The sequence below is a fragment of the Romboutsia maritimum genome, from assembly GCF_002251085.2.
GTDB classification, from domain to species: Bacteria; Bacillota; Clostridia; order Peptostreptococcales; family Peptostreptococcaceae; genus Romboutsia_B; species Romboutsia_B maritimum.
The window spans coordinates 52247-78023 of record NZ_NOJZ02000003.1; the positions used below are offsets into that span (position 1 = coordinate 52247).

At 28.4% G+C, this 25777-nt stretch carries 27 protein-coding genes and 1 other RNA gene; 2 read left to right on the forward strand and 26 right to left on the reverse strand.

From position 1 onward, the window contains the following. Positions 1-77: 77 nt before the first annotated feature. Complete coding sequence (locus tag CHF27_RS14560) at positions 78-200, forward strand: hypothetical protein (protein WP_274541551.1); 123 nt, start codon at positions 78-80, stop codon at positions 198-200. A gap of 149 nt (positions 201-349) precedes the next feature. Here the strand turns inward: CHF27_RS14560 and CHF27_RS03155 are convergent, their stop codons facing one another. The 20 genes from CHF27_RS03155 to rnr form a co-directional block, all read right to left on the reverse strand. Continuing rightward, positions 350-1366, reverse strand: a complete 1017-nt coding sequence (locus CHF27_RS03155; RefSeq protein WP_095405584.1) for an ABC transporter permease — start codon at positions 1364-1366, stop codon at positions 350-352. Then, a complete protein-coding gene (locus CHF27_RS03160; protein ID WP_095405585.1) occupies positions 1366-2112 on the reverse strand; it encodes an ABC transporter permease in 747 nt (248 codons plus the stop codon). The genes CHF27_RS03155 and CHF27_RS03160 overlap by 1 nt, the downstream gene beginning before the upstream one ends. A gap of 11 nt (positions 2113-2123) precedes the next feature. Next, positions 2124-2870 (reverse strand): ABC transporter ATP-binding protein, encoded by a 747-nt coding sequence (locus tag CHF27_RS03165; protein ID WP_095405586.1) that lies wholly within the window; start codon positions 2868-2870, stop codon positions 2124-2126. A gap of 84 nt (positions 2871-2954) precedes the next feature. Then, a complete protein-coding gene (locus CHF27_RS03170) occupies positions 2955-3671 on the reverse strand; it encodes a PadR family transcriptional regulator (RefSeq protein ID WP_095405587.1) in 717 nt (238 codons plus the stop codon). A 208-nt stretch (positions 3672-3879) separates the two neighbouring features. After that, a complete protein-coding gene (locus tag CHF27_RS03175; protein WP_095405588.1) occupies positions 3880-5106 on the reverse strand; it encodes a sensor histidine kinase in 1227 nt (408 codons plus the stop codon). Positions 5107-5108: 2 nt separating this feature from the next. Further along, positions 5109-5801 carry a response regulator transcription factor gene (locus tag CHF27_RS03180; RefSeq protein WP_095405589.1) on the reverse strand — a complete coding sequence of 231 codons (693 nt, stop codon included), beginning with the start codon at positions 5799-5801 and terminating at the stop codon, positions 5109-5111. 79 nt (positions 5802-5880) lie between these two features. Further along, on the reverse strand, positions 5881-6726 hold the full coding sequence (locus CHF27_RS03185) for a C39 family peptidase (RefSeq protein WP_243444933.1): 846 nt from the start codon (positions 6724-6726) through the stop codon (positions 5881-5883). A gap of 237 nt (positions 6727-6963) precedes the next feature. Further along, positions 6964-9390 (reverse strand): ABC transporter permease, encoded by a 2427-nt coding sequence (locus tag CHF27_RS03190; protein WP_095405590.1) that lies wholly within the window; start codon positions 9388-9390, stop codon positions 6964-6966. A 21-nt stretch (positions 9391-9411) separates the two neighbouring features. Beyond that, positions 9412-10095, reverse strand: coding sequence for an ABC transporter ATP-binding protein (locus CHF27_RS03195; RefSeq protein WP_095405591.1), 684 nt, complete (start codon positions 10093-10095; stop codon positions 9412-9414). Positions 10096-10107: 12 nt separating this feature from the next. Further along, positions 10108-10827, reverse strand: a complete 720-nt coding sequence (locus CHF27_RS03200; RefSeq protein ID WP_095405592.1) for a lipoprotein BA_5634 family protein — start codon at positions 10825-10827, stop codon at positions 10108-10110. A 182-nt stretch (positions 10828-11009) separates the two neighbouring features. Next, positions 11010-11237 (reverse strand): hypothetical protein, encoded by a 228-nt coding sequence (locus CHF27_RS03205; protein ID WP_095405593.1) that lies wholly within the window; start codon positions 11235-11237, stop codon positions 11010-11012. A 101-nt stretch (positions 11238-11338) separates the two neighbouring features. Next, on the reverse strand, positions 11339-11554 hold the full coding sequence (locus CHF27_RS14105) for a hypothetical protein (protein WP_147294068.1): 216 nt from the start codon (positions 11552-11554) through the stop codon (positions 11339-11341). Positions 11555-11581: 27 nt separating this feature from the next. Then, positions 11582-11746, reverse strand: a complete 165-nt coding sequence (locus CHF27_RS14720; RefSeq protein ID WP_456300092.1) for a transposase — start codon at positions 11744-11746, stop codon at positions 11582-11584. 47 nt (positions 11747-11793) lie between these two features. Next, positions 11794-12213 (reverse strand): transposase, encoded by a 420-nt coding sequence (locus tag CHF27_RS14565; protein WP_095405595.1) that lies wholly within the window; start codon positions 12211-12213, stop codon positions 11794-11796. 45 nt (positions 12214-12258) lie between these two features. Further along, entirely contained in the window at positions 12259-12612 is a 354-nt protein-coding gene (locus CHF27_RS03220; protein WP_095405596.1) for a transposase zinc-binding domain-containing protein, read from the reverse strand. A 250-nt stretch (positions 12613-12862) separates the two neighbouring features. Beyond that, entirely contained in the window at positions 12863-13315 is a 453-nt protein-coding gene (locus tag CHF27_RS03225) for a hypothetical protein (protein ID WP_095405597.1), read from the reverse strand. A 5-nt stretch (positions 13316-13320) separates the two neighbouring features. Beyond that, positions 13321-13761, reverse strand: coding sequence for a LytTR family DNA-binding domain-containing protein (locus tag CHF27_RS03230; RefSeq protein ID WP_095405598.1), 441 nt, complete (start codon positions 13759-13761; stop codon positions 13321-13323). A 198-nt stretch (positions 13762-13959) separates the two neighbouring features. Further along, positions 13960-14307: a transfer-messenger RNA gene (ssrA, locus tag CHF27_RS03235) on the reverse strand. 154 nt (positions 14308-14461) lie between these two features. Next, complete coding sequence (smpB, locus tag CHF27_RS03240; RefSeq protein WP_095405599.1) at positions 14462-14917, reverse strand: SsrA-binding protein SmpB; 456 nt, start codon at positions 14915-14917, stop codon at positions 14462-14464. Between the two features lie 275 nt (positions 14918-15192). Continuing rightward, complete coding sequence (gene rnr, locus CHF27_RS03245; RefSeq protein ID WP_095405600.1) at positions 15193-17328, reverse strand: ribonuclease R; 2136 nt, start codon at positions 17326-17328, stop codon at positions 15193-15195. Positions 17329-18023: 695 nt separating this feature from the next. Here rnr and CHF27_RS03250 point away from each other — a divergent pair. Continuing rightward, positions 18024-18962 (forward strand): AEC family transporter, encoded by a 939-nt coding sequence (locus CHF27_RS03250; protein WP_095405601.1) that lies wholly within the window; start codon positions 18024-18026, stop codon positions 18960-18962. Between the two features lie 182 nt (positions 18963-19144). Here CHF27_RS03250 and secG read toward each other — a convergent pair whose 3' ends face one another. From secG to gap, 6 genes are all read right to left on the reverse strand, one after another. Then, entirely contained in the window at positions 19145-19363 is a 219-nt protein-coding gene (secG, locus tag CHF27_RS03255) for a preprotein translocase subunit SecG (RefSeq protein ID WP_095405602.1), read from the reverse strand. 249 nt (positions 19364-19612) lie between these two features. Then, the gene (gene eno, locus CHF27_RS03260) at positions 19613-20908 is read right to left on the reverse strand and encodes a phosphopyruvate hydratase (protein WP_095405603.1); all 1296 of its coding nucleotides are present in this window, start codon (positions 20906-20908) and stop codon (positions 19613-19615) included. Between the two features lie 91 nt (positions 20909-20999). After that, the gene (gene gpmI / locus CHF27_RS03265) at positions 21000-22529 is read right to left on the reverse strand and encodes a 2,3-bisphosphoglycerate-independent phosphoglycerate mutase (RefSeq protein WP_095405604.1); all 1530 of its coding nucleotides are present in this window, start codon (positions 22527-22529) and stop codon (positions 21000-21002) included. Positions 22530-22541: 12 nt separating this feature from the next. Continuing rightward, positions 22542-23288 carry a triose-phosphate isomerase gene (tpiA, locus tag CHF27_RS03270; RefSeq protein WP_095405605.1) on the reverse strand — a complete coding sequence of 249 codons (747 nt, stop codon included), beginning with the start codon at positions 23286-23288 and terminating at the stop codon, positions 22542-22544. 62 nt (positions 23289-23350) lie between these two features. Beyond that, complete coding sequence (locus CHF27_RS03275; RefSeq protein ID WP_095405606.1) at positions 23351-24553, reverse strand: phosphoglycerate kinase; 1203 nt, start codon at positions 24551-24553, stop codon at positions 23351-23353. 197 nt (positions 24554-24750) lie between these two features. Further along, positions 24751-25758: a type I glyceraldehyde-3-phosphate dehydrogenase gene (gap, locus tag CHF27_RS03280; protein WP_095405607.1), complete on the reverse strand. Its 1008-nt coding sequence runs from the start codon at positions 25756-25758 to the stop codon at positions 24751-24753. Between the last annotated feature and the right edge of the window lie 19 nt (positions 25759-25777).

Sequence of the window (25777 nt, forward strand, 5' to 3'; positions counted from 1 at the left end):
ATAGAAATTACAATCTAAGAGTGATGATTTCTGTACTACGAATCAAACCTACTTCCAAATAGGAAGGAGGTGGAAGTATGGAAATTTTAAAATTGTTATTAAATAACTCTGATGCTATATTAATTAGTATATTGGGAGCCTTTATTTATGATAAATTAAAAATCACTCTTACTGGCAATAAGAGTGATTCAAACGATTAATATCAAATTAATTACATAGAAATCACACTCTATTCCACTAGATTGTAATTTCCTTTTTATTTTATATACTTATATTATACTATATAAATTCTAAAAATAAACATCAAAATTAAAAATTTATCCTTATTTACACCCATTGATGTGGACATTTAATATTTCAACTTCTTTTCACCTATCTTAGCAGACACAAATACTATAAAACTAGACATAACTATAATAAATGTTATTATAATCATATTATTTCCATAAACAATTCCTTTTTGAATCGAAGAAGTAAGCTCTATAATCCATTTTGTGATTGATATATTACTTATAAACTTCAACATGTGAGGCATTTTATCTATTGGTAAAAAAGTTCCTCCAAAAAGTGCCATTATAAGAGATATTGATGAAGCTAATAAACTTGCTTGTAATTCACTATTCGATATAACTGTAACTAAAATAGATATACTAGCAGCTATGATAGATATTATAATCCCTAAAATAATAAATTTGCATATGGATATTCCTATATCTATTTTTAATAAATATATAAATACTGATGACACTAAAATTTGTATAATAGTGTTAATAGTATTATATATATAATTTCCTAATATATATCCAGACAATTTATTAGGTGTTGTAGAATACCTAAGTAATACTCTATCTTCCTTATCTTTTAACATAATTGAAGATGACATAGTGCATGTTATAATTAAAGTAATAAATATAAATCCATTACCTCTTTGAGATGTACTCAAGCTTCCTTCATCCAAAATACTCAATAAACCTTTTACGTTATCAATACTCCCACTATTAATAACTTCAGATATAGCTTCTTCAATCTCTATTTTCATATTTTCATCTAAACAATATACCTCAAATTTATTATCTTTTTTAAACTCAACTACACCTAAATATTTAGCTAAAATAATATCTGTATTAATAGTACTTTTATTTGCCGTACTTAGCTTCACTCTATCTATATTACTCACTTTTTCTTCAACTGATTTATTAATATATTGATCATCTATTACTCCAAGATTAATAGATGGCTTCATCATAGTATTAATTCCTATAGCCATAATTATAGATATTAACGGTAATAAAAAAGTTAAAACTAATTTCTTTTTATTTTTTAAGCTTCTTAAAAATTCATTTTTAGCCACAAGTAATGATACCATTATATAAATGCCTCCTTTTTAAAATATTTTATTGCCAATATGCTAAACAATACACCTAACCCAATTATTATAAATAAAGAAATAAGATACACATTTATTGTATTATCATTTAACATCATGAATATGCCCCTATTTATCCATGCAAGTGGCGATATATAACTTATCACTTCCACTAATCTTCCTAAAGAACCTATAGGAAAGAAGCTTCCTCCAAGAATAGCCATGATTAATATTGGTGTACTTACAATATTTTTTACAGACATAAAGTCCTTGCTACACAGTCCTATGAAAGTACCAAAAGATGATGCCATAAATCCTAAACCTATTAAAAGTACATATATCTCTAAAAATCTACCTCTATAATCTACTTTAAATATCATGTTGCATATTAAAAGTATAATCAGGTTATATACAGACATAGCAACTGTAGCAGGAAGTATTTTTGATAAAACTATAGACACCTTGCTAATAGGAGCTATTATAAATCGCTCTCCACATCTATGTAAACTTTCTTCTCTAGCAACATATATAAGAGTGATTGATGATAGAAAAGTACAAAAAGGAATAGTTACCATTGAATAGTAGTAATATGATGTTATTCCTGCATCTTTAGAGTAATAGTTAGTTGCCATATACCCTAATATAGTAATTAGCATTAATGGAAAAGTAACTCCGTATCCTATTAAAAATGAGTCTTTTATTCTTTTTTTCATTCCAAGCTTAAATAATACTTTAAATTCATTCATTATATTCCCTCCTAGTCTCTCAATTCTTTTCCTGTGATATATAAAAATATTTCTTCTAAATTATTTAATCCCTTGTTTTTATATTTATTCTTAATTTCCTCTTTATCTCCAGCTTCTACTATCTGTCCATTATCTAGAATAATAAGTCTATTACATATAGCTTCTACTTCCTCCATATAGTGAGATGTATATATTACCGTAGTCCCTTCATCTCTTAAACTTTTTGTTACTTCTAAGATATTATTTCTTGATTGTGGATCTATACCTACTGTTGGCTCATCCATTATCAAAATTTTAGGTTTATGTACTATTGAGCACGCTATATTAAGCCTTCTTTTCATACCACCCGAAAAAGAATCTGGATAATCATTTTTTCTATCATATAGTCCAACCAACTCTAAAGTTTCTTTTACTCTATTTTTTAGACTACTTCCTTTTAATCCATAAAGAGAACCAAAAAATGCTATATTGTCATAAGCAGTTAAATCGTTAAATAAAGCTATATCTTGTGGAACATATCCTAAAGCTTTTTTGAAATCATTATCATTTCCATTTACTTCTCTTTCCTCAAATAGTACTTTTCCTCCATCTGCATCTAATACAGTTGTAATCATACTTATAGTTGTACTTTTACCCGCTCCATTTGGTCCTAGAAAACCTAATATCTCTCCTTTATTAACTCTAAAGCTCAATCCATTTACTACTTCTTTTTCTCCAAAAGCTTTTTTAAGTGATTTTATTTCTAAAATTGTACTCATTTTATAACCCCATTTTATATCTAATATTTCATATACAACATTGTATATAACCTTTAAATAAAAATGTAGTTTTTCACTACACTTTTACTTTACCTGACTCATCAAGTTCATCAACTCTTCTAGAGCTTCTTTTGATTTTTCCGGATTATTTAAGATTATTTCTCTAAGTTCTTCAATCCTTTTTTTATCAGCTTGAGCATTGTTATTTTTAGGCTCTTCTACATCTCCAAAGTCAATATTTTTAATCATAACTTCTTGACTTTGACTATATTTTACATATTCATCATACTCATCTATTATAGCTTTATGCCATCTTATAGAATCTTTGATTCCATTTACAGTCATTTCAAATGATATTTTTTCAACTTGTAGTGTTGATTCATTTATCTTTATATCTTTCCAGTATTCCCAGTAATCTAAAGTTTCTTCAAGACTTTTTATGTGTTTATTTACTATTGCTATTGCTTCGTTTTTATCTAATCGATTGAATGTTATTGGTATTATGAACTTATCTGTACCTATTGGCATAAGTGGCTTATCTAATTCTTCCTCTATGGTATTTTTAAGTTCATTTTTACCTTTTTCAGTTATTTGATATATTTTTCTTACTTTAGACCCTACTGTTTCTTCTTTGTATAGCTCTACTTCTCCATTTTTCTCCATCTTACTTAGAGCATAGTATATTGAACCAGATTTAACCTTTGCCCAAACATCAAGTCCTGTAGCCTGAATGAATTTCTGTATTTCATATCCATGAGTTGATTTTATATTTAGATAATATAAAATAATTAATTTTACCATGACCTTCTCCTTAGTTTTTGATTAAATAAGAGTTATTAATTTCATTATATATACAACATTGTATATAGTCAATATATTTTACTCAACATTGTATATGTTTTATTCTTATACATATAAAAAACTCATATTCAATGAATATGAGTTTTCGTGGATTTCAATGGTGGAGACGATTCACAAGAATAATACCCACGATTATTCTTTAAATCTATTAATACTTCATAAAAGTTATAGAAAAATCAGTCCCGACTCCCTTCTCACTTCTAACATCTATATACCCATTATGAGATTCAATAATTGACTTAGATATTGCCATTCCTATCCCTACTGAATATTTTTTATTTGAAGTCTTACTTTTATAAAATCTATTAAATATTTTTGTTATTTCACCTTGTTCTATCCCCTCACCCGTATCTTCAATTGTTACTTTATAAAAGGCAGGACTTCTTATTAAATATACCTTCACACTTCCGTCTTTTGGTGTATGTTCTATACAATTTTTTATAATATTATTAAAAGCCTCTTTTAACCAAAATTTATCTTGATTTAATATAATATCCTCACAATCATCTAATTCTAATTTAACATCTCTTTCTTTTGCAAACTCTTCAAAACTATGTACTACTTCTTTTATAGTTTTATTTAAACTTTCTTCTTTTTTACAAAACTCAACTGTATTTGCATCTAATTTTGCTAGTTTTAATATGCTTTGAATCATTAAATTCATATTATCAAGTTGAGTACTGTTATCTTTTAAAAATTTTACTCTTTGCTCTTCTGTTATCTTTCTATTTAGTAATATATCATTGTATAAAATCATAGTAGCCAGTTTTGTTTTCAACTGATGAGATATATTTTGTAATAAATCTACTAAATGTTGCTTTTCTTTTTGAGTATTACTAATATTATTCTTGATTATTCTTCTAATATTTGAAAATTCTACTGCTAATTTTGAAAAATCACCTTCTCTATCTTCATTTATTAGATAAGTATAATCCTCATCAAGTATCTTACTTGCTGCTAGTGTTAATCTTCTTATCTTTTTAAAAAATTTAGCATATTGTAGATAATTTAATATAATCAATAAGCAGGATAAGATAAAACTTAATTCTATTATACCAAATTTACTAGCCAAATTTGGAAATAGGCTATTGTTAAGTGTAGTACTTATACCATATTGTTTTAAAGTAGCACGAGCTAATTCCTTATCTTTTTCATTAATATTTTTAGTTACTAATGGAATTATATCTTTTTCTAATTCTGGATTAAGAGTTACCGTTTTTAATATTATACTACCAATTATATCAATGTAATCTTGCTTTTGTTTTTGAATATAGTTATTATACATCCAAAGTTGAAGTGTCATAAAAATAGTAAGGATTAAAGTCAACATCACCGTACTTCTTTTAGCTTCTTGATTAATAAAAATTTTATTCAATATTACTCACTCCTTACTTCAACATCCCATTTATAACCTAGTCCGCGTTTGGTCGTAATGTATTTTGGATTTTTAGGATTATCTTCTATTTTTTCTCTTAGCCTTTTTATATAAACAGATAATGTATTTTCATCAAAGAAAATTTCTTCGCTACTTGTAACACTGCTAAGAATATCATCTCTTCTTAAGCTGCTAAAAGGCTTTTTCATAAATAGTATTAATAATTTGTATTCTAATGCTGTTAGGTTTAAAAGTTCTTTTTTCTTATATACATTAGTTGTAGTTAAGTTAACAGTTATATCACTGCTTATTAAAGTATTCTTTAATTCTTTAGCTTTATTTGAACGTAACTGCACTTTAATTCTAGCTAGTAATTCTCCTACTCCAAATGGCTTTGTTAAATAATCATTACCACCTAATTCTAGTCCTAAAACAATATTTACTTCATCATCTAGTGCTGTTAGAAATATAATTGGTATACTTGATGCTTCTCTAACATATTTACAAAAATCATATCCGTTTCCATCTGGTAGATTTACATCTAATAGTATTAAATTAAAGTCTTCTTTAGAAAAGTAGTTTTTAGCTTCACTAATAGTGCACGCTCTTGTTATATTGTATCCCTCATCAATTAAAGAAAATTCTAGAGCATAACCTAATGCAACATCATCTTCTACAAATAGTATTTTAACCATAAAAAATCATCCTCTCTTTTATTATATTACTCTGATAATCTCAATTATAAGTAAAGGTGTTATAGATTTGTATGTTTAACTATATTCTATCAAAAGCCCATAGATTTTTACTCTCTTTCATAAATACATCTATATCCCATGTTTTTTCACTTTTAATTTTACTATTAGAATCATTAACAATTATCTTTCCATCATTGCTAATACCTGATAACACAATAAAGTGACCTTCACTCGTAAATTCACCTGAGCCCATACTAGCTATTATAGGGTGTCCATTTTGTAGATTTGATATAATAATGCTTTCACTTAAGCTTATTTCTCTTCCCATTATACCAAAATGTTTTGCACCTTCAATCATAATACTCCATTTTGTTCCTACTTTATTTACTAAGTATCCATTTTTTCTGCTATAATTTGCGACAGCCTTAGGGTTAATATCTGTATTACCTGTAAGTCCCACAGCTACCATTGCTAAAGAAGTAGGTCCACATCCATTGACAGCAATAAATTCATCTCCATATTTATCATATCCCCATCTTTTATCCCATTGTAAAAATAAAGGAATTTCACCTTTTTTATAATCTTCTTTTACAGATATATCACCTCTGACTATTTTCTTAGTATATTTAGGATAATCTGCCACAAAATCTATTGCCTCTATGTTGTTAGATGCAAGATTTACTAATGATATTGGATATAAATTTATATTATTTAAGATTTGCTTAATTTTTGGATATTCTTTTGAATTTTCTACCAATATTTTTTTATTTATATCATTGGTGTTTAATATATTAGATTTTAATTTTTCATAATTGTATTCTACCAACATACTATATGCTATAAAAGCCATAACAGTTATCAATATAAATAATATTGCATATTTTAATTTATATTTATTTTGCATCGATCTTATTTTGTACGTCATTTTAGCCTCCTGCTGTATTTTATTGCAATCTAAATTTATATATTTTCTTAATTAATCATTACTACAATCTATATTTTATCTTATATTTATAATTAAAACCATAGCGCCAAACTTACAATATAGATATTAATCTTACTTGTTAGTAATATTTATATAAAGCGAAAAAGCCGTACTGATTACTTAATCAATACGGCTTTCATCTAAAGTTTTTGTAGACACTACCCTTAACTGTTGCTGTTAACCTTCCCTTATTGCTTCGATTACATTATCTTTTTCAATTTTTCTCATAGGTATTAAAGTTGATAAGAAACTTATTATTATTGACACAACAATAGTTATAATACATAGTTTTAAAGGTAATCTCCATGCAAGCCCTACTATATCTTCTAAAACATCATATATGATATAAGTAAACCCACATCCAGCTATAGAACCTATAATTCCACCAACTAAACCATAGAATACTCCTTCGTACATTATCATTTTCTTTAAGTCTTTTTGAGACATACCTATAGATTTTAGTACTGACGATTCTTTTCTTCTTAGTGTTATATTCATTGTGATTGTATTTATAATGTTTATACTACTTATTAAAGTAATTACAGTCATAAACCCATATACTAGTACTTGTATTAATAAAACACCACTTTTTTGAGTAGCATTAGCATCTACCCAGTCTACCATACTATAATCTTGATTATCTTCTATCATGTTATAAATTTCTTCATAATTTTTTAGATGTAATTCTGAGTCTTCTAAATCAATTGCTATATTAGCTATTTCAACCTCTTTATTTGTTAAATTCTTTCTAACTGTATCTGTTGTTATCAAAGATAAAGCATTTTTAGAAACTTCTCTTTCAAATATATTTTTTTCAATAATTCCCATTACTTTTACCTTATGTTCTTTACTATATTCATCAATTATAGTTATTTCATCATTTACTTTGTAGTTAGTTAATTTTCCTGTATATCTTTTCTTAGTAGTGTTATCTGTTGCAACTCCGTTAGATACTAGTATTACACCATTTTGAGAGTTTATATCATTAATATTAATGTCTCCACTTATTAAATATTTCTTTAAAGCATCTAGCGTCACTTTATTATACACATTAATCCTAGTATGCATAAATTCCTTCAGGCTACCATTAAGATTTTCTATTTCATATATATCTCCAGCTTCTTTAGCCTTTTTATCTGCACTAATTTCTAGGTCCCCAGATATTGTTGGATATTTTAAATAAACTTTATTAACATTATCTAAGTTACTAATTCTAGGTATTAAATCTTTATCAACTTTGCTGTTATCAAATTCTGAGTTAGTTCCAATTTCTAACTCTATATTTTGATACTCATAGTTTGTACCTTTTAGCATTATTGCATCCTGTACTAATGTTGTAAATGTAATAAATAAAGTTGCACTTACTACAACCGACAATATCATTACAGTACATCTTTTAGGATTACGTCCTATATTTTTAAGAGCCATTAATACCTTAAAATTAAGTATTTTATTTAGTGTTTTATTTTTTATCTTTTTTATAGACTCCTTTTTTATTGCCACTCTACTACTAATAGCAACTAATGGTGATATGTTACCTACATATCTAGCTGGTAAAAAACTCGATATATACACTGCTATTATAGTTATAATAGCACTAACAGCTAGTGTCTTTATATCAATACTTACAATTGAAATAGGAGTATTTTCCTTCATTAATAACTCTAAGACTCTCTGTAGTGCATATATAGTACCTATACTTATAACAATACCAATAGGAATTGCTATTATTAATAATATTGTGGCTTCTCTAAATACAATAGCTCTAATTTGTTTTTTAGTTGCCCCTATACTTCTAAGCAATCCGAATTTCTTCATTCTCTCTGCTACATTTATTTGGAAAGAATTATATATAACTATAATCGTTGCTATGACTACTATAGAAATTACAATTCCTGTAAGAGCTACCATAGACTTATTTGAGTCTTCTTGATATATCCTTGTTAAAGAATGGTTTTCTTCTATATTTTCTTTTTCACTCAAAGATTTTAATGTTTTAAGTGTTTGGTCAAATTCACCTTTAGGATTTATTTCTGCTATTAATTGACCATCTTTTTTATTTTGATCAAATATAATAGCTCTACTTGTTTTTTTGCGTTGCATAGATTCATACGTTTTTAAGAAACCTACAATTTTATATTCCTTTTTATCTATAGTTATTTTATCACCAAGTTTTAAATTAAAATTAATATGTGGCTTAGTCCATTCATCTATACATACTTCATCACTTTTAGTCGGCATCCTACCTTCTTTTAATACGTATTTTAATATTTCACTAGCTCCACTATCAACAAATTGTTCTTGTAGAGTAATATTTTTGTATTTTATTTCATCTCCCATCGATACATTTCCATAATGCAATATATTAGGATTGTTTTTTACTTTACTTAATATATCATCATTATATGTTTTATACATTAGGTGAAAGGATGTACCTTGCTCTTGTTTAGTTTGTTCAATTTGAGATTTTTCTGTCCCTTTCATAAATAGCCCCATTGTTGAAATAAGAGCTAAAGATAGTATAATTCCTATAAGTGTTAATATTGTACGTTTTTTATTTTGCTTAATATATCTATTACTCACTGTTTTATAATTTTTTATCAACTATGCACACCTCCTTGCGTCTTAGTTATCTATTTTCGTGTCTTTTATTATTTCACCATCATCTATAGTAATAACTCTATCTGCCATAGTAGCTATATTTGTATCATGAGTTATTAATATCAGTGTTTGATTAAACTTTTTAGCTGTAAACTTTAAAAGTTCAATAACTTCTCTAGTGTTCTTAGAATCTAAATTACCCGTTGGCTCATCTGCAAGTACTATACTTGGTTTATTTACAAGAGCTCGTCCTATTGATACTCTTTGTTGCTGTCCTCCTGATAGTTCTGATGGTAGATGGTTTCTTCTATCATTAAGATTCAGTATGTTTATTATTTCGTCTAAATAATTTTTATCTACCTTTTCATTGTCTAATACAACTGGTAACTCAATATTTTCTTCTACATCAAGTACTGGTATTAGGTTAAAGAACTGGAATACAAACCCTATTTTTCTTCTTCTAAATATTGATAATTCATCATCGTTGTAATCATATATGCTTTTTTCATCTATAACAACTTTTCCGCTGGTTGGTCTATCTAGTCCCCCAAGTAAGTGAAGTAATGTACTCTTCCCAGAACCCGATGCTCCTATTATAGCTACGAATTCACCTTCGTTTATTGATAAATTTATATTTTTTAGTGCTTCAACCTTATTATCGCCTTCACCATAAGTTTTTGTTAGGTTTTCAATTCTTAGAATTTCCATAGTTTATCTCCTCTACTTTTCTATATTTGCATAATTTATCTCTATAATTTGTGTGCTTATTAATTTCTTGTTGATTTCTTCTTTGTCTTTTGCATTTCTTAGGTCTTTTTTTCCTTTAGCAAATCTTATTAAGCTCATATCCTTTTCTTTATCTTCTATAGATTTATAAGTTTCATCATCTGTTACTATTAATCCACCTTGTTCTGACGGGTAATATCCTATCCATGAATAACTCCCATATTCTAATGATATATTTTTTCCATTTATCTCTAATTTCGCATCTTTATTTTCCATTCCAAAGTATATAGTTTTATCTGTCTCTATATTTGGTATACTTTCAAGAATCGTTGTCTGTATACTTCCATCCTCTGTGCCTTTCTTAACACGTAATACTTGATCTTTTAGCATTTCTTTCGCTGTATCTTTTGTTATTAATAAAAATTTACTTTCACCTGTTAATTCTTTTCCATCTTTACTAATAAACGGTTCTCCTTTTTCATCTAACATTTTCACTTTATTTGTAACTGTTTTATATTTATAATCTTTTGCATATTTTGTATTATCTTTATAGATTTCTTTTGCCTTGTCTACATTTTCTTTTTCTCCACTTACTAATAATGCATTAAATGGTCTAGCTGGACCTTGTAAATGATATTTAAGTCCTTGTTGTACTCCTACTCCTAATAACAAAATTGCTACAATTCCTATAATTAATTTACCTGTTTTTTTCATAAGTAAAATCTCCTTTTTTATTTTCTTATATATAATATACTCTATATATGCTTTGCATACCATGACGTTAAACTTACATTAACTATATAAATCTTACTTGTTAGTAAGATTTATATAGTTAATTCCTAAATTTTTATCTTAACTAAAAAAATGACCTATAAATAGGTCACCTTAACTGACACCTAACGGTTGTCAGTTTTTTTGTATTCAAACTTAGCTCTACAGTTAGGGCATACTAGTTCTGGCATAGATTCATCTTCTAGCGCAGCTATCACTCCTTCATTAAAGAATATATCTTGTCTAAACTCTTGTATTAGAAATTCTGGAACTCCTTTTTCAAATCCGCAGGATTTACATCCATAGTTATATAGTTTCTGTCCTATACTCATTTCATCTAATTCTTTTAACATTTTCATATCTCCTAAACACTATTTCATTATTAGTAATTATACACTATTTGTATATTTGAGTATAGCAAAGCTAGGCTATCGCCTATTTTTTAATAGCCATTTTAAAACAATTCTAATTGTTCAAATATATATTCTTCAATTTCTTTTTTTCCTATGCCATCATCTACTACTATTGCATAATTTGATTTATCTAATGTATCATATATAATTCCATATTTATGATGCCAAACTTCCCATAAAACCATATAATTTCCACAATTTGTACACTTAAACAGATTCGCTCCAAATGTTTCTATTAATCGTTCTTTAAAGCTCATTTTTCTTACGTTATTTTTTTCAATTATCTAATATATATTCCTTTGTTTAATGAAATTATATAATTTTATTATTTCTATACTTAGTTTCTTTTTAACTCTAGCATACAATCCATATCGCCTTACGACTCTAAATCCCTTCGCGTATATGTGTTGTGTTAATTTCCCTATAAATTCTAAAACATCTATTGTTATAGTTACTCTCTTTTTAGGTTTCTTATTTTCATACCAAAATGTAACTGTTAGTTAGTTATTCTATATTCAGCGATAGCTGGTCTTGCTAAATATCTTCCTATATACTTTGAAGCCTGTTTTATATTAATTATGTCTCTTTCTGCATTCACATAAAATCCTTCATTATGTGTTTTATATAGTTTATTAATTAATCTTTTAGTTCTTATATCTGTAAAATTCTTTTTTATTATATCTAAAAGTAATTTTTGCCAAGACTTCCTCAAATACTTATATGGTATATGAGATATTTTCTTAAACCACTTATTATTTTTATCTATTTCACCTTCAGTAAACAATGCATGTATATGTGGATTCCATTTCAAATCTGAGCCAAAAGTATGAACTACTGCAATTAATCCTACTTCATGATTTCCTTTCACTTTATTTTGATAGTAATTCGATACTACTCCATATACTGCATCTTGCAAATCCTTTAATAGCTCTCGCTTTTGATAGAAGTAATTCCTTAATTCTTAAGGTATTGTAAATACGGCATGTCTATAAGTTACACTTAACATATTATTCACTTGTTTATCTGACCATTTCAAAGAATACATCCTTCCACATTTACTACAAAATTTACTTTTACATGTGAATCCATGAATATACTCTTCATTACATTCAAGACATTTATGCTTAATATATCCCTTTTCTATATTTCCACAATTTAAAGTTCTTTCTACTATATCTATTATATGTTCACGCATTTCTTTTCTAACTCGATTCCACTTCCTTTTTCTAAATTCTTCGAAGTGATTTTTAAGTATTTTATTTATGATTTTGTCACTTTTATATTTTCTACACCTATTCATATCACTATTATACACAAGTTTTCCACATATTTTGAAGTATTATAATCCCCTTGTAATTAAAAAACTCATATCCAAATGGATATGAGTTTTCGTGGATTTCAATGATGGAGACGAATCACAGGAATCATACCCACAATTTCTCTAGCTAGCCTTTATTATTTATTATCTTACCTTCATTATTTGTATCCTCTATTCATTTTTCATTTATTATTAAATCATATGATATAGTTTCCCATTACCCTACTTCCAAATACTATTATATTTTCTACTTCTTAAAATTCTGATATTCCTTAAGATATTTGTTATACTTATTTGAAGTTATAGTCCCATATATATACCACGCTACTATTACACAGCCTACGATAAAGAAGTACCACACTGTACATACTATAAAACGCTCAATACTTCCCATTGGATTTATAGTATTATGGCTCAATGAATTCATAATTAAAATATAAAAAGCAATAATTGTTACTATTGATTTTATTCTTTGCGATATATTTATATGAATTATATCAGTAAAACATATAGTTATTGCTAAAGCAAAAAATGCTACATATACAATTACTTGCCTTAAGAATGCCATCTGCATAACATCAAATCCATGAGTATCCTTATAAATGTACGCAAGTACTACAATCACTCCTATAACTGAAAAAGCAAATAGTATTACATTCATTAATTCATTTAATTTACTTGAACTGTCATTATTATTCAACCATATCACTCCCAGCCAATTAACTTTCTAAAATCTTTTACATTTCGCCTTGATATTGTAATTTTCTCTTTATTTTCAAGTGTCACAAGTAAATTTCTATTTAACAGTATGTTTATATCTTTTATATACATTACATTAACTATAGTATTTTTACTTGCACGAAAAAAAGAAAATTCCTTAAATCTCTCTTCTATCTCATACAACCTTAGTGAACATTCCAAAACCTTATCTTTTACATATACAAAAGTTCTTTTATCTACACTTTCTATATAATAAATTTCATCAGGTGTAATCATTATTTTCTTAAAATCTAAGGATGCACATAGTTTCGTATTTATATTTTTTATAAATCCTTTTATACTTCTTATTTCTTGACTTTCTTCCCTACAATATATAACAACTTTATCTTCAATTAAATCTTCTTGTTTCTCAACTATAACATTCATTTTTCACCTCCTATTTATTTCATAATAATTAAATTTTTAGGATAACACAACCATTCTTAACTATCTGGTCATATATTAATACCATACGGACAAAATGTCATAGGCATAAACTATCATTTTTGTCGTAATGCTTCTTTTGATTCATTTATATAAAAAAACACATTGACAAAATTATCAATGTGTTTTCGTGGATTTCAATGGTGGAGACGAGGGGAGTCGAACCCCTGTCCGCAAGTCTTTTCCTTGTTGCATCTACGTGTGTAGCCAACTGATTTAGAATCTCATCAATCATATCGCCCAGTGGCAGGCTTTATGATTGACCAGCCCCAATTAATCCACTTTTAGTCGAGACACCCATAAAAGTAGTTCCCTGCATAAATGACGACCAGGCCTAACCGGCAGGAGGGCTCGGCGGGTCGAGCAGCATTAAGCTGCTAAAGCGTAATTATCGTTTGCGTTTATTGTTTTCCCCAGTTTTTACGTGACCCAGAGTAACACGACACGCAGCCTCAAGTGCCAAACCCACGTCGAAACCTTTACGCCCCCGTGGTAGTTTTATAGTCATGAGACTTTCTTACTTTCGCAAACTTTTTTTGTTTCACCATCAATATTAAGTTTTTACTGTATCTATAATATAATACTTTTGATTAGAAAAATCAATGTTAGTAAATAGATTGTAAGGAATTATTTACTACAAGTATTAGTATTTACCTGTCATTTCTCTTTCAATACGTCTTTGAGCATCTTTCTTAGCCAAATCTTGACGTTTATCATATAATTTTTTACCTTTAGCCAAAGCTATTTCCACCTTAACCTTACCATTTTTTAAATACATGCTAAGAGGTATCAAAGCATAACCCTTAATAGTAGTAGCACCGATAAGTTTTCTTATCTCATGCTTATGAAGTAATAACTTTCTAGTTCTTAAAGGATCAACATTGAAGATATTTCCTTGCTCATAAGGACTAATATGAACTTGTTTTAAATAAACCTCAGCATTATCAACAGAAGCAAAACCATCACTTAAATTAACTTTTCCCTGTCTAATAGACTTAACCTCAGTACCCTTTAACTCAACACCGCACTCATAAGTCTCTTCTATAAAGTACTCATGTCTAGCTTTTCTATTAGTTGCCAAAATCTTCTTACCTACCATCTACAAGTTCACCTTCTTAACAAAAAATTTTATCACTCAAAAATCATCTTTAAAACTAACTATTAATAAGTAAAAATATACCATATTAAACCTCAATAGTCAATATTTTAAACGCTCTTATTCTCTTTATTATTTCACCTTTCTCCACAAAGATATAGATGAAATCTAGACTAGCCAGCGAAATATCAAATCGCAATGCAGCATCCATTTTCAAGCCGAACTTTGACTTGATTGGATGCAAATGTGATTTGATATTTCGCGGCGTCCCAATTTACCTATTCTTCAATCTTACCTAGGAGTTCAAAATCTATTTCACGGAAATCAACATTCACATTATCAACTTTAATACGAACAGGATCTCCTATTTTATAAGTCTTTCTAGTTCTTTCACCAATTATAGTATAACTCATTTCATCATAAATATAATAATCATCATTTATATTAGCAAGTCTAATCAGACCTTCAACAGTATTATCTAACTCAACAAACATACCAAATGAAGTTACACTAGATATAATACCATCATATTCTTCACCTATCTTATCTTTCATATACATACATTTATAGAAGTCATGTACATCTCTTTCTGCAAGTTCTGCTGCTCTTTCTCTTTCTGAAGATTGAGTAGATGCATAATCAACGATATTAGTAAGTTGATCTTGTCTTTTCTTATTTATCTTATTATTTAAATGTTCTTTTATAATTCTATGAATTTGTAAGTCAGGATATCTTCTTATTGGAGAAGTAAAATGACTATAATATTGTGCCGCAAGACCAAAGTGACCTGCACAATCTGGTGAATATCTTGCTTGTTTTAATGAACGAAGCATTATTGTACTTATAGCTTCTTCTTCTCTTTTACCTTTTATTTGTGCAATTATTGCTTGTAATGCTTTTGGATGAACTTCTTCCATGTCACCTTTTATTGTATATCCAAATGTAGCTATAAACTTACTTAATGTTTCCATTTTTTCAGCTGACGGAGTCTCATGTATTCTATAAACAAAAGGAATTCCTAACCAGAAATAATGTTCTGCTATTGTTTCATTACTTACTAGCATAAATTCTTCTATCATCTTGTTAGATATTCTTCTTTCATAATGCTTAATATCTACAACTTCGCCTTCTTTATTTAAAATTATTTTAGCTTCTGGGAAATCAAAATCTAATGCCCCTCTTTTTGTTCTTCTATTCATAAGAATTCTAGCTAGAGTTTCTGCATCTTTAAATTCTTCTACTAAATTAGAGAATGTTTCTTTTAATTTTTCATCATCTTTTTCTAATATGTCAGATACTTCTGTATAAGTCATTCTAGCTTTTGAATTTATTATAGTTTCTTTTATATCGTATTTAACTACCTTACCATTATGATCTATTTCCATAAATACTGATAATGTAAGCTTATCTTCAAACGGATTTAAACTACATACTCCATTAGAAAGTTTTTTTGGTAACATCGGTATTACCTTATCAACTAAATAAACTGATGTTGCTCTTTTTAGAGCTTCTTTATCTAATTTACTTTTTTCTTTTACATAGTGAGTTACGTCAGCTATATGAACACCTAAATTGAAGTTTCCATTAGGTAACTTTTCTATTGATACAGCATCATCTAAGTCTTTAGCGTCGTCTCCATCTATTGTAAATGTTTTTAAATTCCTTATATCTAATCTTCTTTCTATTTCTTCTTCTGGAATAGGTTGAGCTACAAATTCTGCTTCATCTAGTACCTTTTTAGGGAATTCTTCTGGAAGTCCATGTGCTCTTATTATAGAGTCTATTTCAACTCCTCTTTCACCTTTTTGCCCTAATATTTCTATTATTTTACCTTCTGGCTTTCTATCTTCTTGAGGCCATACAGTTATTTCACAAACTACTTTATCATTTTCACTAGCTCCTGAGAAAAATTTCTTTGGTATATAAATATCTTTATTGAATTTTTTATCATCAGGAATTACAAATCCAAAACTCTTACTTGGTTTAAATAATCCAACTACTGTTGTAATTTCTCTAGTAATTACTTTTATAATGTTTCCTTCTGCTCTTTTATCTTCTGTTGCTGGTACTACTATTTCCGCCATAACTCTATCATTATGCATAGCACCATTTATACTATCTGATGGTATAAATAAGTCTTGAGTATATTCTTTATCTGACTCAACAAATCCAAATCCCTTTCTATGAGATATGAATTTACCTACATAATATCCCATTTGATTTGGTGATAATATTTTTCCTTTTTTTGTTCTACATATATATCCGTCTTCTTCTAGTTCATCTAAAAAATTATAAAACATTGGCATCTCACTTGAGTGTATGTCAAATATAACTGCCAACTCTTCTTTTTTTAGAGGATTATATGCATCTTCATTTATCAATCCTAATAAACTTTCTTTAAGTCCTGGTACCATTTAGAATCCTCCTTCTAAAATTTATATTTATATATTCAAAAATCACTTATAATAATTTTTTCATTATTTATTATGAATTTTATATAATTAAAATTAATTTCTACTATATATCTATGTTAAATTCAATTAAAAACTTACTATTTATTATTATCATTTTAACTCAATAAAAAATAGTGAGTTCTTTATTATTATTACCATTTTTACTATTATACACTATTAATATATTTTGGTAAAATTAGTTATTTATTGTAAATTCAATAATAAGAGAAGTTATCTTAAAATTTTATTAATTAATTTCATCAAATAGTATTGTATTTTTTGTAATTAATTAATATAATAGTAGATGTTGTTTTTTCCGACAAAATACGATAAAACTTTACAATTGAAACGTTATACACAGATATGGATTAATTCAGTATGAATTGTGTATAAGTTTTAAAATTTATTTTTATTTCTCTTCAACTTATCCACATAATCCAAAGATCTCTGTAGATTAAATACAGACAAACCTTAAAGATATACTTTTCATAATATTCTCTATACTATTTTTACGGTATTACTTTAACATTTTATATTATTACTTTATTGATTTTAACCTTATATTTTTCTATACTTAATACATGTTAATTTCAACAAAATAAGACGATATGAGTAAATCACTTGTATTTATAAGAAGGGCTTAAGGGTGAGCAGGTATGGAAAATCTAATTTTATCTTTTAATGTTGTCCTTCCATTGTTTTTTACAATGGCTTTAGGATATTTTATGAAAAGAATTGGCATGTATGATGATAAAGTTTTAAAAGTTATGAACAGTGTAACATTTAAAACATTCTTACCATTGCTATTATTTTATAATGTTTATAAAACCGATATGGATGGTTCATTTAATCCTAAATTAATGATTTTTGCTACACTTAGTATAATAATACTCTTCATTGTATTATGTTTTATAATTCCTTTTATCGAAAATGACAATAAAAAACGTGGTGTGTTAATCCAAGGAATTTTTCGTAGTAACTTTGTAATCTTCGGACTTCCTGTTACAGCTTCGATTTTTGGAGATGATAAAGTCGGAGTTGCTGCTATCTTAATCTCAGTTATAGTGCCTCTTTTCAATTTTTTATCTGTATTTGCACTTGAAATTTTCAGAGGTGGAAAAATAGATTTAAAAAAAATAATAAAAGGTGTTATCACAAATCCACTTATAATTGCATCTGCAATAGGTTTAACTTTTATATACTTAGGAATTAAACTACCTTATGTTATAGAAAAAACTGTTAGTGATATTTCTAAAGTAGCTACTCCACTTTCACTTATTTTATTAGGTGGGTCGTTTGAGTTTAGTGAAGTTAAAAATCACTTAAAACAAATGATAATAGGTGTATTTTCTAAATTAATATTAGTGCCATGTATTTTTATACCTATTAGTATTTATGTTGGTTTTAGAGGTATTGAGCTTTTATGCTTGATGATAATTTTTGCTGCACCTACTGCTGTTTCATCATTTACAATGGCTCAGCAAATGGATGCTGATAGCGAACTTGCAGGTCAGATAGTTGTATTCAGTTCAGCATTTTGTGTACTTACAGTATTTATATGGATATTTATTTTAAAGCAACTTGTACTTATTTAAAATAACTCTATAAAATAAGATAATAAAAACCAAAACTTGATTATATCAATTAATTAATATACAAAAGGAGCTATCTTTAAATAGAAAATTTTTCTATTCTCGATAGCTCCTTTACTTAAAAACTAAATTCAATTTTTAAACTTGATGCTTATACACTATGTTAAATAATGGCCAATTATTTACTACATCATAAGTAATGCTAGTGCGTTTAAGAAGAATAATACTGCTGTTATCTTTGTTACTCTACCAAGAAAGGCTTCTTTTCCTTTTGGTTTAAAATAACTTTGATTGCCTTCTCCACCATATTGTGAAGGAAGAGCACTTTTAGTATCTTGAGGCATTATACTAGCTACAAGTATTATAGATAATACCATTTGCAGTCCCATTAAAAAGTTATTCATGATAACCCTCCTAAATTTATATGCATATTAAAATTTTATCCATCCTTTAGTCTATCATAATCACCATTCAAATTCAAGTTTTCACCCTTTATTTGTATGTTTTATCATTTCCCCTAAATTTGTAAATTAACCTAGCCAAGGGATGAGATATAAGTTCCGCCGACATTTGCAGGTATGGTTTTGACCTGCATGGAGGAGAACTTATATTCATCCCTAAGGTTTTAGGTTAATCACAAAATCTTTATGTTTTTATTTGTTTTTTAAGTTGTAGAAAGATTTTAATCCACAGTATCTAGCTGGTTCTCCTACTACATCTTCTATTCTTAATAATTGGTTGTATTTAGCTACTCTATCTGTTCTTGATGGAGCACCTGTTTTTATTTGCCCTGCATTTACTGCTACTGCTAAATCTGCTATTGTTGAATCTTCAGATTCTCCTGATCTATGAGATATTACTGCTGTGTATCCAGCTCTCTTAGCCATTTCTATAGCATCTAAAGTTTCTGTTAATGTTCCTATTTGGTTAACTTTTATTAATATAGAGTTAGCTACGCCTTCTTCTATTCCTCTTTCTAATCTTTCAGTATTAGTTACAAATAAGTCATCTCCAACTAATTGTAATTTTTCACCTAATCTTTCAGTTAATATCTTCCAACCTTCCCAGTCTTCTTCATCTAATCCATCTTCTATAGTTATTATTGGGAAGTTGTTTGACCAATCTTCATATAATTCAACCATTTCTACAGCTGTTAATTCTTTTCCTTCTCCAGCTAAAACGTATTTTTTAGTTTCTTTATTGTACATTTCTGATGCAGCAACGTCTAATCCTAATCTTACATCTTGTCCTGGTTCATATCCAGCTTTTTGTATTGCTTCAACTATTAATTCTAAAGCTTCTCTATTTGATCCTAGGTTTGGAGCAAACCCACCTTCATCACCTACACCACAAGCTAATCCTTTTGATCCTAAAACAGCTTTTAATGCATGGAATACTTCTGCTCCCATTCTTAATGCTTCTTTGAATGATTTAGCTCCTACTGGTAATATCATGAACTCTTGAACGTCTACATTGTTATCAGCATGTTCTCCACCGTTTATTATGTTCATCATTGGAACTGGTAATTGTTTTGCATTTATTCCACCTATGTATTGGAATAATGGTAAACCAACTTCGTCAGCTGCAGCTTTTGCTACTGCTATAGAAACTGCAAGTATTGCATTAGCTCCTAATTTTCCTTTGTTTGGTGTTCCATCTAATTCTATCATTAATTCATCTATTCCTGGTTGATCAAAAGCATCCATTCCTTCTAATTCAGGTGCTATTATATCATTAACATTGTTAACTGCATTTTCTACACCTTTACCTAAGTATCTTTCTTTAACTCCATCTCTTAATTCAACTGCTTCAAAAGCCCCTGTAGATGCCCCTGATGGTACTATTGCACTTCCCATTGATCCACTTTCTAATGTAACTTCAACTTCAACAGTTGGATTTCCTCTTGAATCTAAAACTTCTCTTGCATATACGAATTCTATAGCTGACATTTGTATATCTCCCTTCAAATTTATATATAGTGTATTTTTATTATATTACATACAGATTTATATTAAATATAAATTTGTAAATTTTGGCATATTATTTTCTTATTAATGAATGACCAGTCATTTCTTCTGGTTTATCTAAATTCATCATGTCAAGTACTGTTGGTGCTATATCAGATAATTTCCCATCATCTAATAAAGTTGAATTTTTATATTCTTCTCCAACAACTATAAATGGTACTGGATTAGTAGAATGTGCTGTTATAGTTTTTCCTGTCTCAAGATTCTGCATATATTCAGCATTTCCATGGTCCGCAGTTATTATTGTACTTCCGCCCACTTCTAATAGTTTATCTACTAACTTTCCTACACAATTATCTACAGTCTCAACTGCCTTAGTTGCAGCTTCTATGTTTCCTGTATGACCTACCATATCAGGATTTGCAAAGTTTACAACTATAAAGTCATATTTATCTTCATCTATTTTAGATATTATTTTATCTAACAATTCTGGAGCAGACATTTCTGGCTGTAAATCATAAGTAGCAACCTTTGGTGACGGTATTAATAACCTATCTTCACCTTTATTTGGTTCTTCTACCCCTCCATTAAAGAAGAAAGTAACATGAGCATATTTTTCTGTTTCAGCTGCTCTTAATTGAGATTTTCCATTTTTAGCTAAATATTCTCCTAATGTATTAGTTAATGATTGAGGTTTAAACGCTATATGAACATTTTTTATGGTTATATCATATTCTGTTAAACCTACAAAGAATGTCTTAATACAAGGTCTCTCAAATCCAACAAATTCATCACATATTAATGCTCTAGTTATTTGTCTTGCCCTATCTGGTCTAAAGTTACCAAATACTATAGTGCAATTTTCCTTTATAGTAGCTATAGGTTTTCCATCTTTAACTATAACAGTAGGTAATACAAACTCATCATTTTTTCCATTATCATAAGATTTTTGAACAGCTTCAATTGCTGAAGACGCAATTTCGCCTTTTCCTTGCGCTATTGCATTATATGCTAATTCTATTCTGTCCCATCTTTTATCTCTATCCATAGCATAGTATCTACCAGAAATACTAGCAAATTCACCTACACCAAATTCATCCATAGTTTTTTGAATGTCTTTAATATATGTTATTGCACTTTGAGGATCTGTATCTCTACCATCTGTAAATGCATGAACATAAACATTTTGAACATCCTTTTCTTTTGCCATCTTAATTAATGCTTTAAGATGTTCTATATGGGAGTGTACTCCACCATCAGACAATAACCCCATTAAGTGAAGTTCATGTTTTTTTGCATTATCCATAGCTTGGCATAATACTTCATTTTCAAAAAATTCTCCATCTTTTATTGCTTTTGAAACTCTAGTTAAATCTTGATATACTATTCTTCCTGCCCCTATATTAGTATGTCCTACTTCTGAGTTTCCCATTTGTCCTTCAGGTAAACCTACATCAAGTCCACTAGCTTTTATTAAAGTATTTGGATATTCCTTAGTTATCTTATCTAAGTTGGGAGTTTTTGCATTAGCAATTGCATTGCCTTTTTTCTCCTTAGTGTATCCAAAACCGTCCATGATGATTAAAGAAACTGGTTTTTTCATATACTTCACTCCTTAGAAATTAACAAGCTCTATAAAGTCACTAGATTTTAGACTAGCTCCTCCAACTAAAGCTCCATCTATATCACTTTGATTCATTATTTCTGATACGTTTGAAGGCTTAACACTTCCACCGTATTGTATTCTAACTTTATCAGCTAACTCTTTACCATATACTCCAGTTACAACTTCTCTTATGTATGATATAACTTCATTTGCTTGTTGTGCCGTTGCAGTTTTTCCAGTTCCTATAGCCCAGATTGGTTCATAAGCTATAACAACCTTATGTAAATCTTCATTAGCTACATTTTTTAATCCTTCTTCAACTTGAACTTTGCAAATATCCTTAGTTTGATTTGCTTCTCTTTGCTCTAAAGTTTCACCAACACAAACTATTGGGTCTATTTTTACTTCTAAAGCTTTTAAAACTTTTTTATTTACAGCTTCATTAGTTTCATTGAAGTATTGTCTTCTTTCTGAGTGACCTATTACAACATAGTCCATATCTAATTCTTTTAACATAAGAGGTGATATTTCTCCTGTAAATGCCCCTTTTTCTTCAAAATGCATATTTTGAGCGCCTATTTTTATATTAGTTCCTTGAGTTGCTTCTTTTAAGTCTTTTAATAATGTAAAAGGTGCACATATAACTGCTTCTACATCAGTATTATTAACTTTTCCTTTAACATCATTCACAAATTCTAAAGCTTCTTTTATTGTTTTATGCATTTTCCAATTTCCTGCTATTATAGGTTTTCTCATCTTATATTCCTCCACCAACAATATTTTCTATCTATATATATTGATTCTGTTTTATTTTTAAATTATTTATTATCTAAAGCTACTATTCCTGGTAATTCTTTACCTTCTAAAAATTCTAATGATGCTCCTCCACCTGTAGATACATGAGTCATCTTATCTCCAAATCCTAATTGGTTAACAGCTGCAGCACTGTCTCCTCCACCGATTACAGTAGTTGCATCATTTAAATTAGCCATAGCTTTTGCTACTGCTAATGTACCTTTTGCAAAGTTTTCAAATTCAAATACTCCCATTGGTCCGTTCCACACTATTGTTTTTGAATTATTTACTGTATTTACATATCTTTCAGTAGTCTTTGGTCCTATATCAAGTCCCATATATCCATCTTGTATATTTTCATCTTCAGTTATCACTGGAGTTGCCTCAGCTGAAAATTTATCACTAACAATATTATCTATTGGTAATAGTAAATTAACACCTTTAGATTTTGCTTTTTGAATCATTTCTTTAGCATATTCTACTTTATCTTCTTCTACTAATGAAGTTCCTATGCTATATCCCTGTGCTTTTAAAAATGTATATGCCATTCCTCCACCTATTATTAAGTTATCAACTTTTTCTAATAATTCATTTATAACTGCTATTTTATCAGAAACTTTAGCTCCTCCTAATATTGCAGTGAAAGGTCTAACTGGTTTTGCAACTGCTTCTCCTAAAAATTTTAATTCTTTTTGAATTAAGTATCCACAAGCTCTTTCTTCTAAAAACTGTCCCGCACCTACTGTTGAACAATGTGCTCTATGAGCAGTTCCAAACGCATCATTTACAAATATATCTGCTAAAGAAGCTAATTCTTTAGAATAATTTTCTTCATTTTTAGTTTCTTCTTTTCTATATCTAGTATTTTGTAATAATACTACGTCTTTATTTTTCATGTTATCAACTGCAGCTTTTGCATTTTCACCAACAACGTTATCATCAGATGCAAATACAACTTCTTTATTTAGCATTTCAGATAATCTTTTAGCTACTGGAGCTAATGATAATTCTGCTTTTGCTTCTCCTTTTGGTTTTCCTAAATGAGAACATAATATAACTTTTGCTCCATTTTCAATTAAATATTTTATAGTTGGAAGTGCTCCGTTTAATCTATTTTCATCAGTTATAATTCCATCTTTTAATGGAACATTAAAATCGCATCTTAATAATACTTTTTTCCCACATACATTTATATCTTCTATAGTTTTTTTATTAAGCATTGACATGGTTATATCTCCTTTATAAAAAATAACTTTAATCTTTTTTATTAATAGTATAACATATTTCTTTATTTGTACATATTTCGTATGTTATTTTTTTTATTTTTTTATATTTAGTGTATCACATTGTTGATTTTAAGATTTTATTATGCAAAAAAGTCCGAGCCCGTAGTATAAAACTACAAACCCGGACTGGTATCAAATTACTTAGCTAAACTAGCAAAGTATCCTAATGTTCTTATTAATTGAGATGTATAAGACATTTCATTATCATACCAAGAAACAACCTTAACTAATTGCTCTTTATTTACTTCCATAACTTTTGTTTGTGTAGCATCAAATAATGATCCATAGTTTATTCCTATTATATCAGAAGATACTAATGGTTCTTCAGTATATCCAAACGATTCATTTGAAGCAGCTTTCATAGCTTCATTTATTTCTTCTACTGTAACTTTTTTATCTAAAGTACAAACTAACTCAGTTAAAGAGCCAGTTATAACAGGAACCCTTTGAGCTCCACCATCTAATTTACCTTTTAATTCAGGTATTACTAATCCTATAGCTTTTGCTGCACCAGTAGTATTAGGAACTATATTAGAAGCAGCTGCTCTAGCTCTTCTTAAATCTCCTTTAGCATGAGGTCCATCTAATGTATTTTGGTCATTAGTATAAGCATGTATAGTAGTCATAAATCCTTTTTGTAATCCAAATTTATCATTTAATACTTTAGCCATTGGTGCTAAACAGTTAGTTGTACAAGAAGCTCCTGATATAACCGTCTCACTTCCATCTAATATATCATTATTTACATTAAATACTACAGTTTTTATATCTCCTGTTGCAGGTGCAGATATAACAACTTTTTTAGCTCCAGCTTCTAAGTGAAGTCCTGCTTTTTCTTGAGAAGTAAAGAATCCAGTACATTCTAATACTATATCTACCTCTAATTCTTTCCAAGGTAAATCTGCTGGATTTCTTTCTGCTGTTACTTTTATTTCGTTTTTGTTAACAACAAAAGCTCCTTCTTTAACTTCTATTTCTCCATTAAATCTTCCTTGAGCTGAATCATATTTAAATAAATGTGCTAATGTTTTAGCATCTGTTAAATCATTTATTGCTACTACTTCAAATTTATCAGTTTGCTCCATTAATTTTCTTAAAGCTAATCTTCCTATTCTACCGAAACCATTTATCGCTACTTTAACCATGTTGCTACCTCCTATAAAG

What these genes read in the sequence shown, in the direction of transcription:
- tpiA (WP_095405605.1), bottom strand. Translation starts at nt 23,288, where the DNA reads ATGAGAAAACCTATAATAGCAGGAAATTGGAAAATGCATAAAACAATA.
- CHF27_RS03195 (WP_095405591.1), bottom strand. Translation starts at nt 10,095, where the DNA reads ATGGAAATTCTAAGAATTGAAAACCTAACAAAAACTTATGGTGAAGGC.
- CHF27_RS03200 (WP_095405592.1), bottom strand. Translation starts at nt 10,827, where the DNA reads ATGAAAAAAACAGGTAAATTAATTATAGGAATTGTAGCAATTTTGTTA.
- CHF27_RS03250 (WP_095405601.1), top strand. Translation starts at nt 18,024, where the DNA reads ATGGAAAATCTAATTTTATCTTTTAATGTTGTCCTTCCATTGTTTTTT.
- CHF27_RS03165 (WP_095405586.1), bottom strand. Translation starts at nt 2,870, where the DNA reads ATGAGTACAATTTTAGAAATAAAATCACTTAAAAAAGCTTTTGGAGAA.
- CHF27_RS03160 (WP_095405585.1), bottom strand. Translation starts at nt 2,112, where the DNA reads ATGAATGAATTTAAAGTATTATTTAAGCTTGGAATGAAAAAAAGAATA.
- CHF27_RS03170 (WP_095405587.1), bottom strand. Translation starts at nt 3,671, where the DNA reads ATGGTAAAATTAATTATTTTATATTATCTAAATATAAAATCAACTCAT.
- secG (WP_095405602.1), bottom strand. Translation starts at nt 19,363, where the DNA reads ATGAATAACTTTTTAATGGGACTGCAAATGGTATTATCTATAATACTT.
- CHF27_RS03155 (WP_095405584.1), bottom strand. Translation starts at nt 1,366, where the DNA reads ATGGTATCATTACTTGTGGCTAAAAATGAATTTTTAAGAAGCTTAAAA.
- CHF27_RS03205 (WP_095405593.1), bottom strand. Translation starts at nt 11,237, where the DNA reads ATGTTAAAAGAATTAGATGAAATGAGTATAGGACAGAAACTATATAAC.
- rnr (WP_095405600.1), bottom strand. Translation starts at nt 17,328, where the DNA reads ATGGTACCAGGACTTAAAGAAAGTTTATTAGGATTGATAAATGAAGAT.
- gpmI (WP_095405604.1), bottom strand. Translation starts at nt 22,529, where the DNA reads ATGAAAAAACCAGTTTCTTTAATCATCATGGACGGTTTTGGATACACT.
- CHF27_RS14105 (WP_147294068.1), bottom strand. Translation starts at nt 11,554, where the DNA reads ATGAGCTTTAAAGAACGATTAATAGAAACATTTGGAGCGAATCTGTTT.
- CHF27_RS03180 (WP_095405589.1), bottom strand. Translation starts at nt 5,801, where the DNA reads ATGGTTAAAATACTATTTGTAGAAGATGATGTTGCATTAGGTTATGCT.
- CHF27_RS03230 (WP_095405598.1), bottom strand. Translation starts at nt 13,761, where the DNA reads ATGAATGTTATAGTTGAGAAACAAGAAGATTTAATTGAAGATAAAGTT.
- CHF27_RS14560 (WP_274541551.1), top strand. Translation starts at nt 78, where the DNA reads ATGGAAATTTTAAAATTGTTATTAAATAACTCTGATGCTATATTAATT.
- CHF27_RS03275 (WP_095405606.1), bottom strand. Translation starts at nt 24,553, where the DNA reads ATGTCAATGCTTAATAAAAAAACTATAGAAGATATAAATGTATGTGGG.
- smpB (WP_095405599.1), bottom strand. Translation starts at nt 14,917, where the DNA reads ATGGTAGGTAAGAAGATTTTGGCAACTAATAGAAAAGCTAGACATGAG.
- gap (WP_095405607.1), bottom strand. Translation starts at nt 25,758, where the DNA reads ATGGTTAAAGTAGCGATAAATGGTTTCGGTAGAATAGGAAGATTAGCT.
- CHF27_RS03185 (WP_243444933.1), bottom strand. Translation starts at nt 6,726, where the DNA reads ATGACGTACAAAATAAGATCGATGCAAAATAAATATAAATTAAAATAT.
- eno (WP_095405603.1), bottom strand. Translation starts at nt 20,908, where the DNA reads ATGTCAGCTATAGAATTCGTATATGCAAGAGAAGTTTTAGATTCAAGA.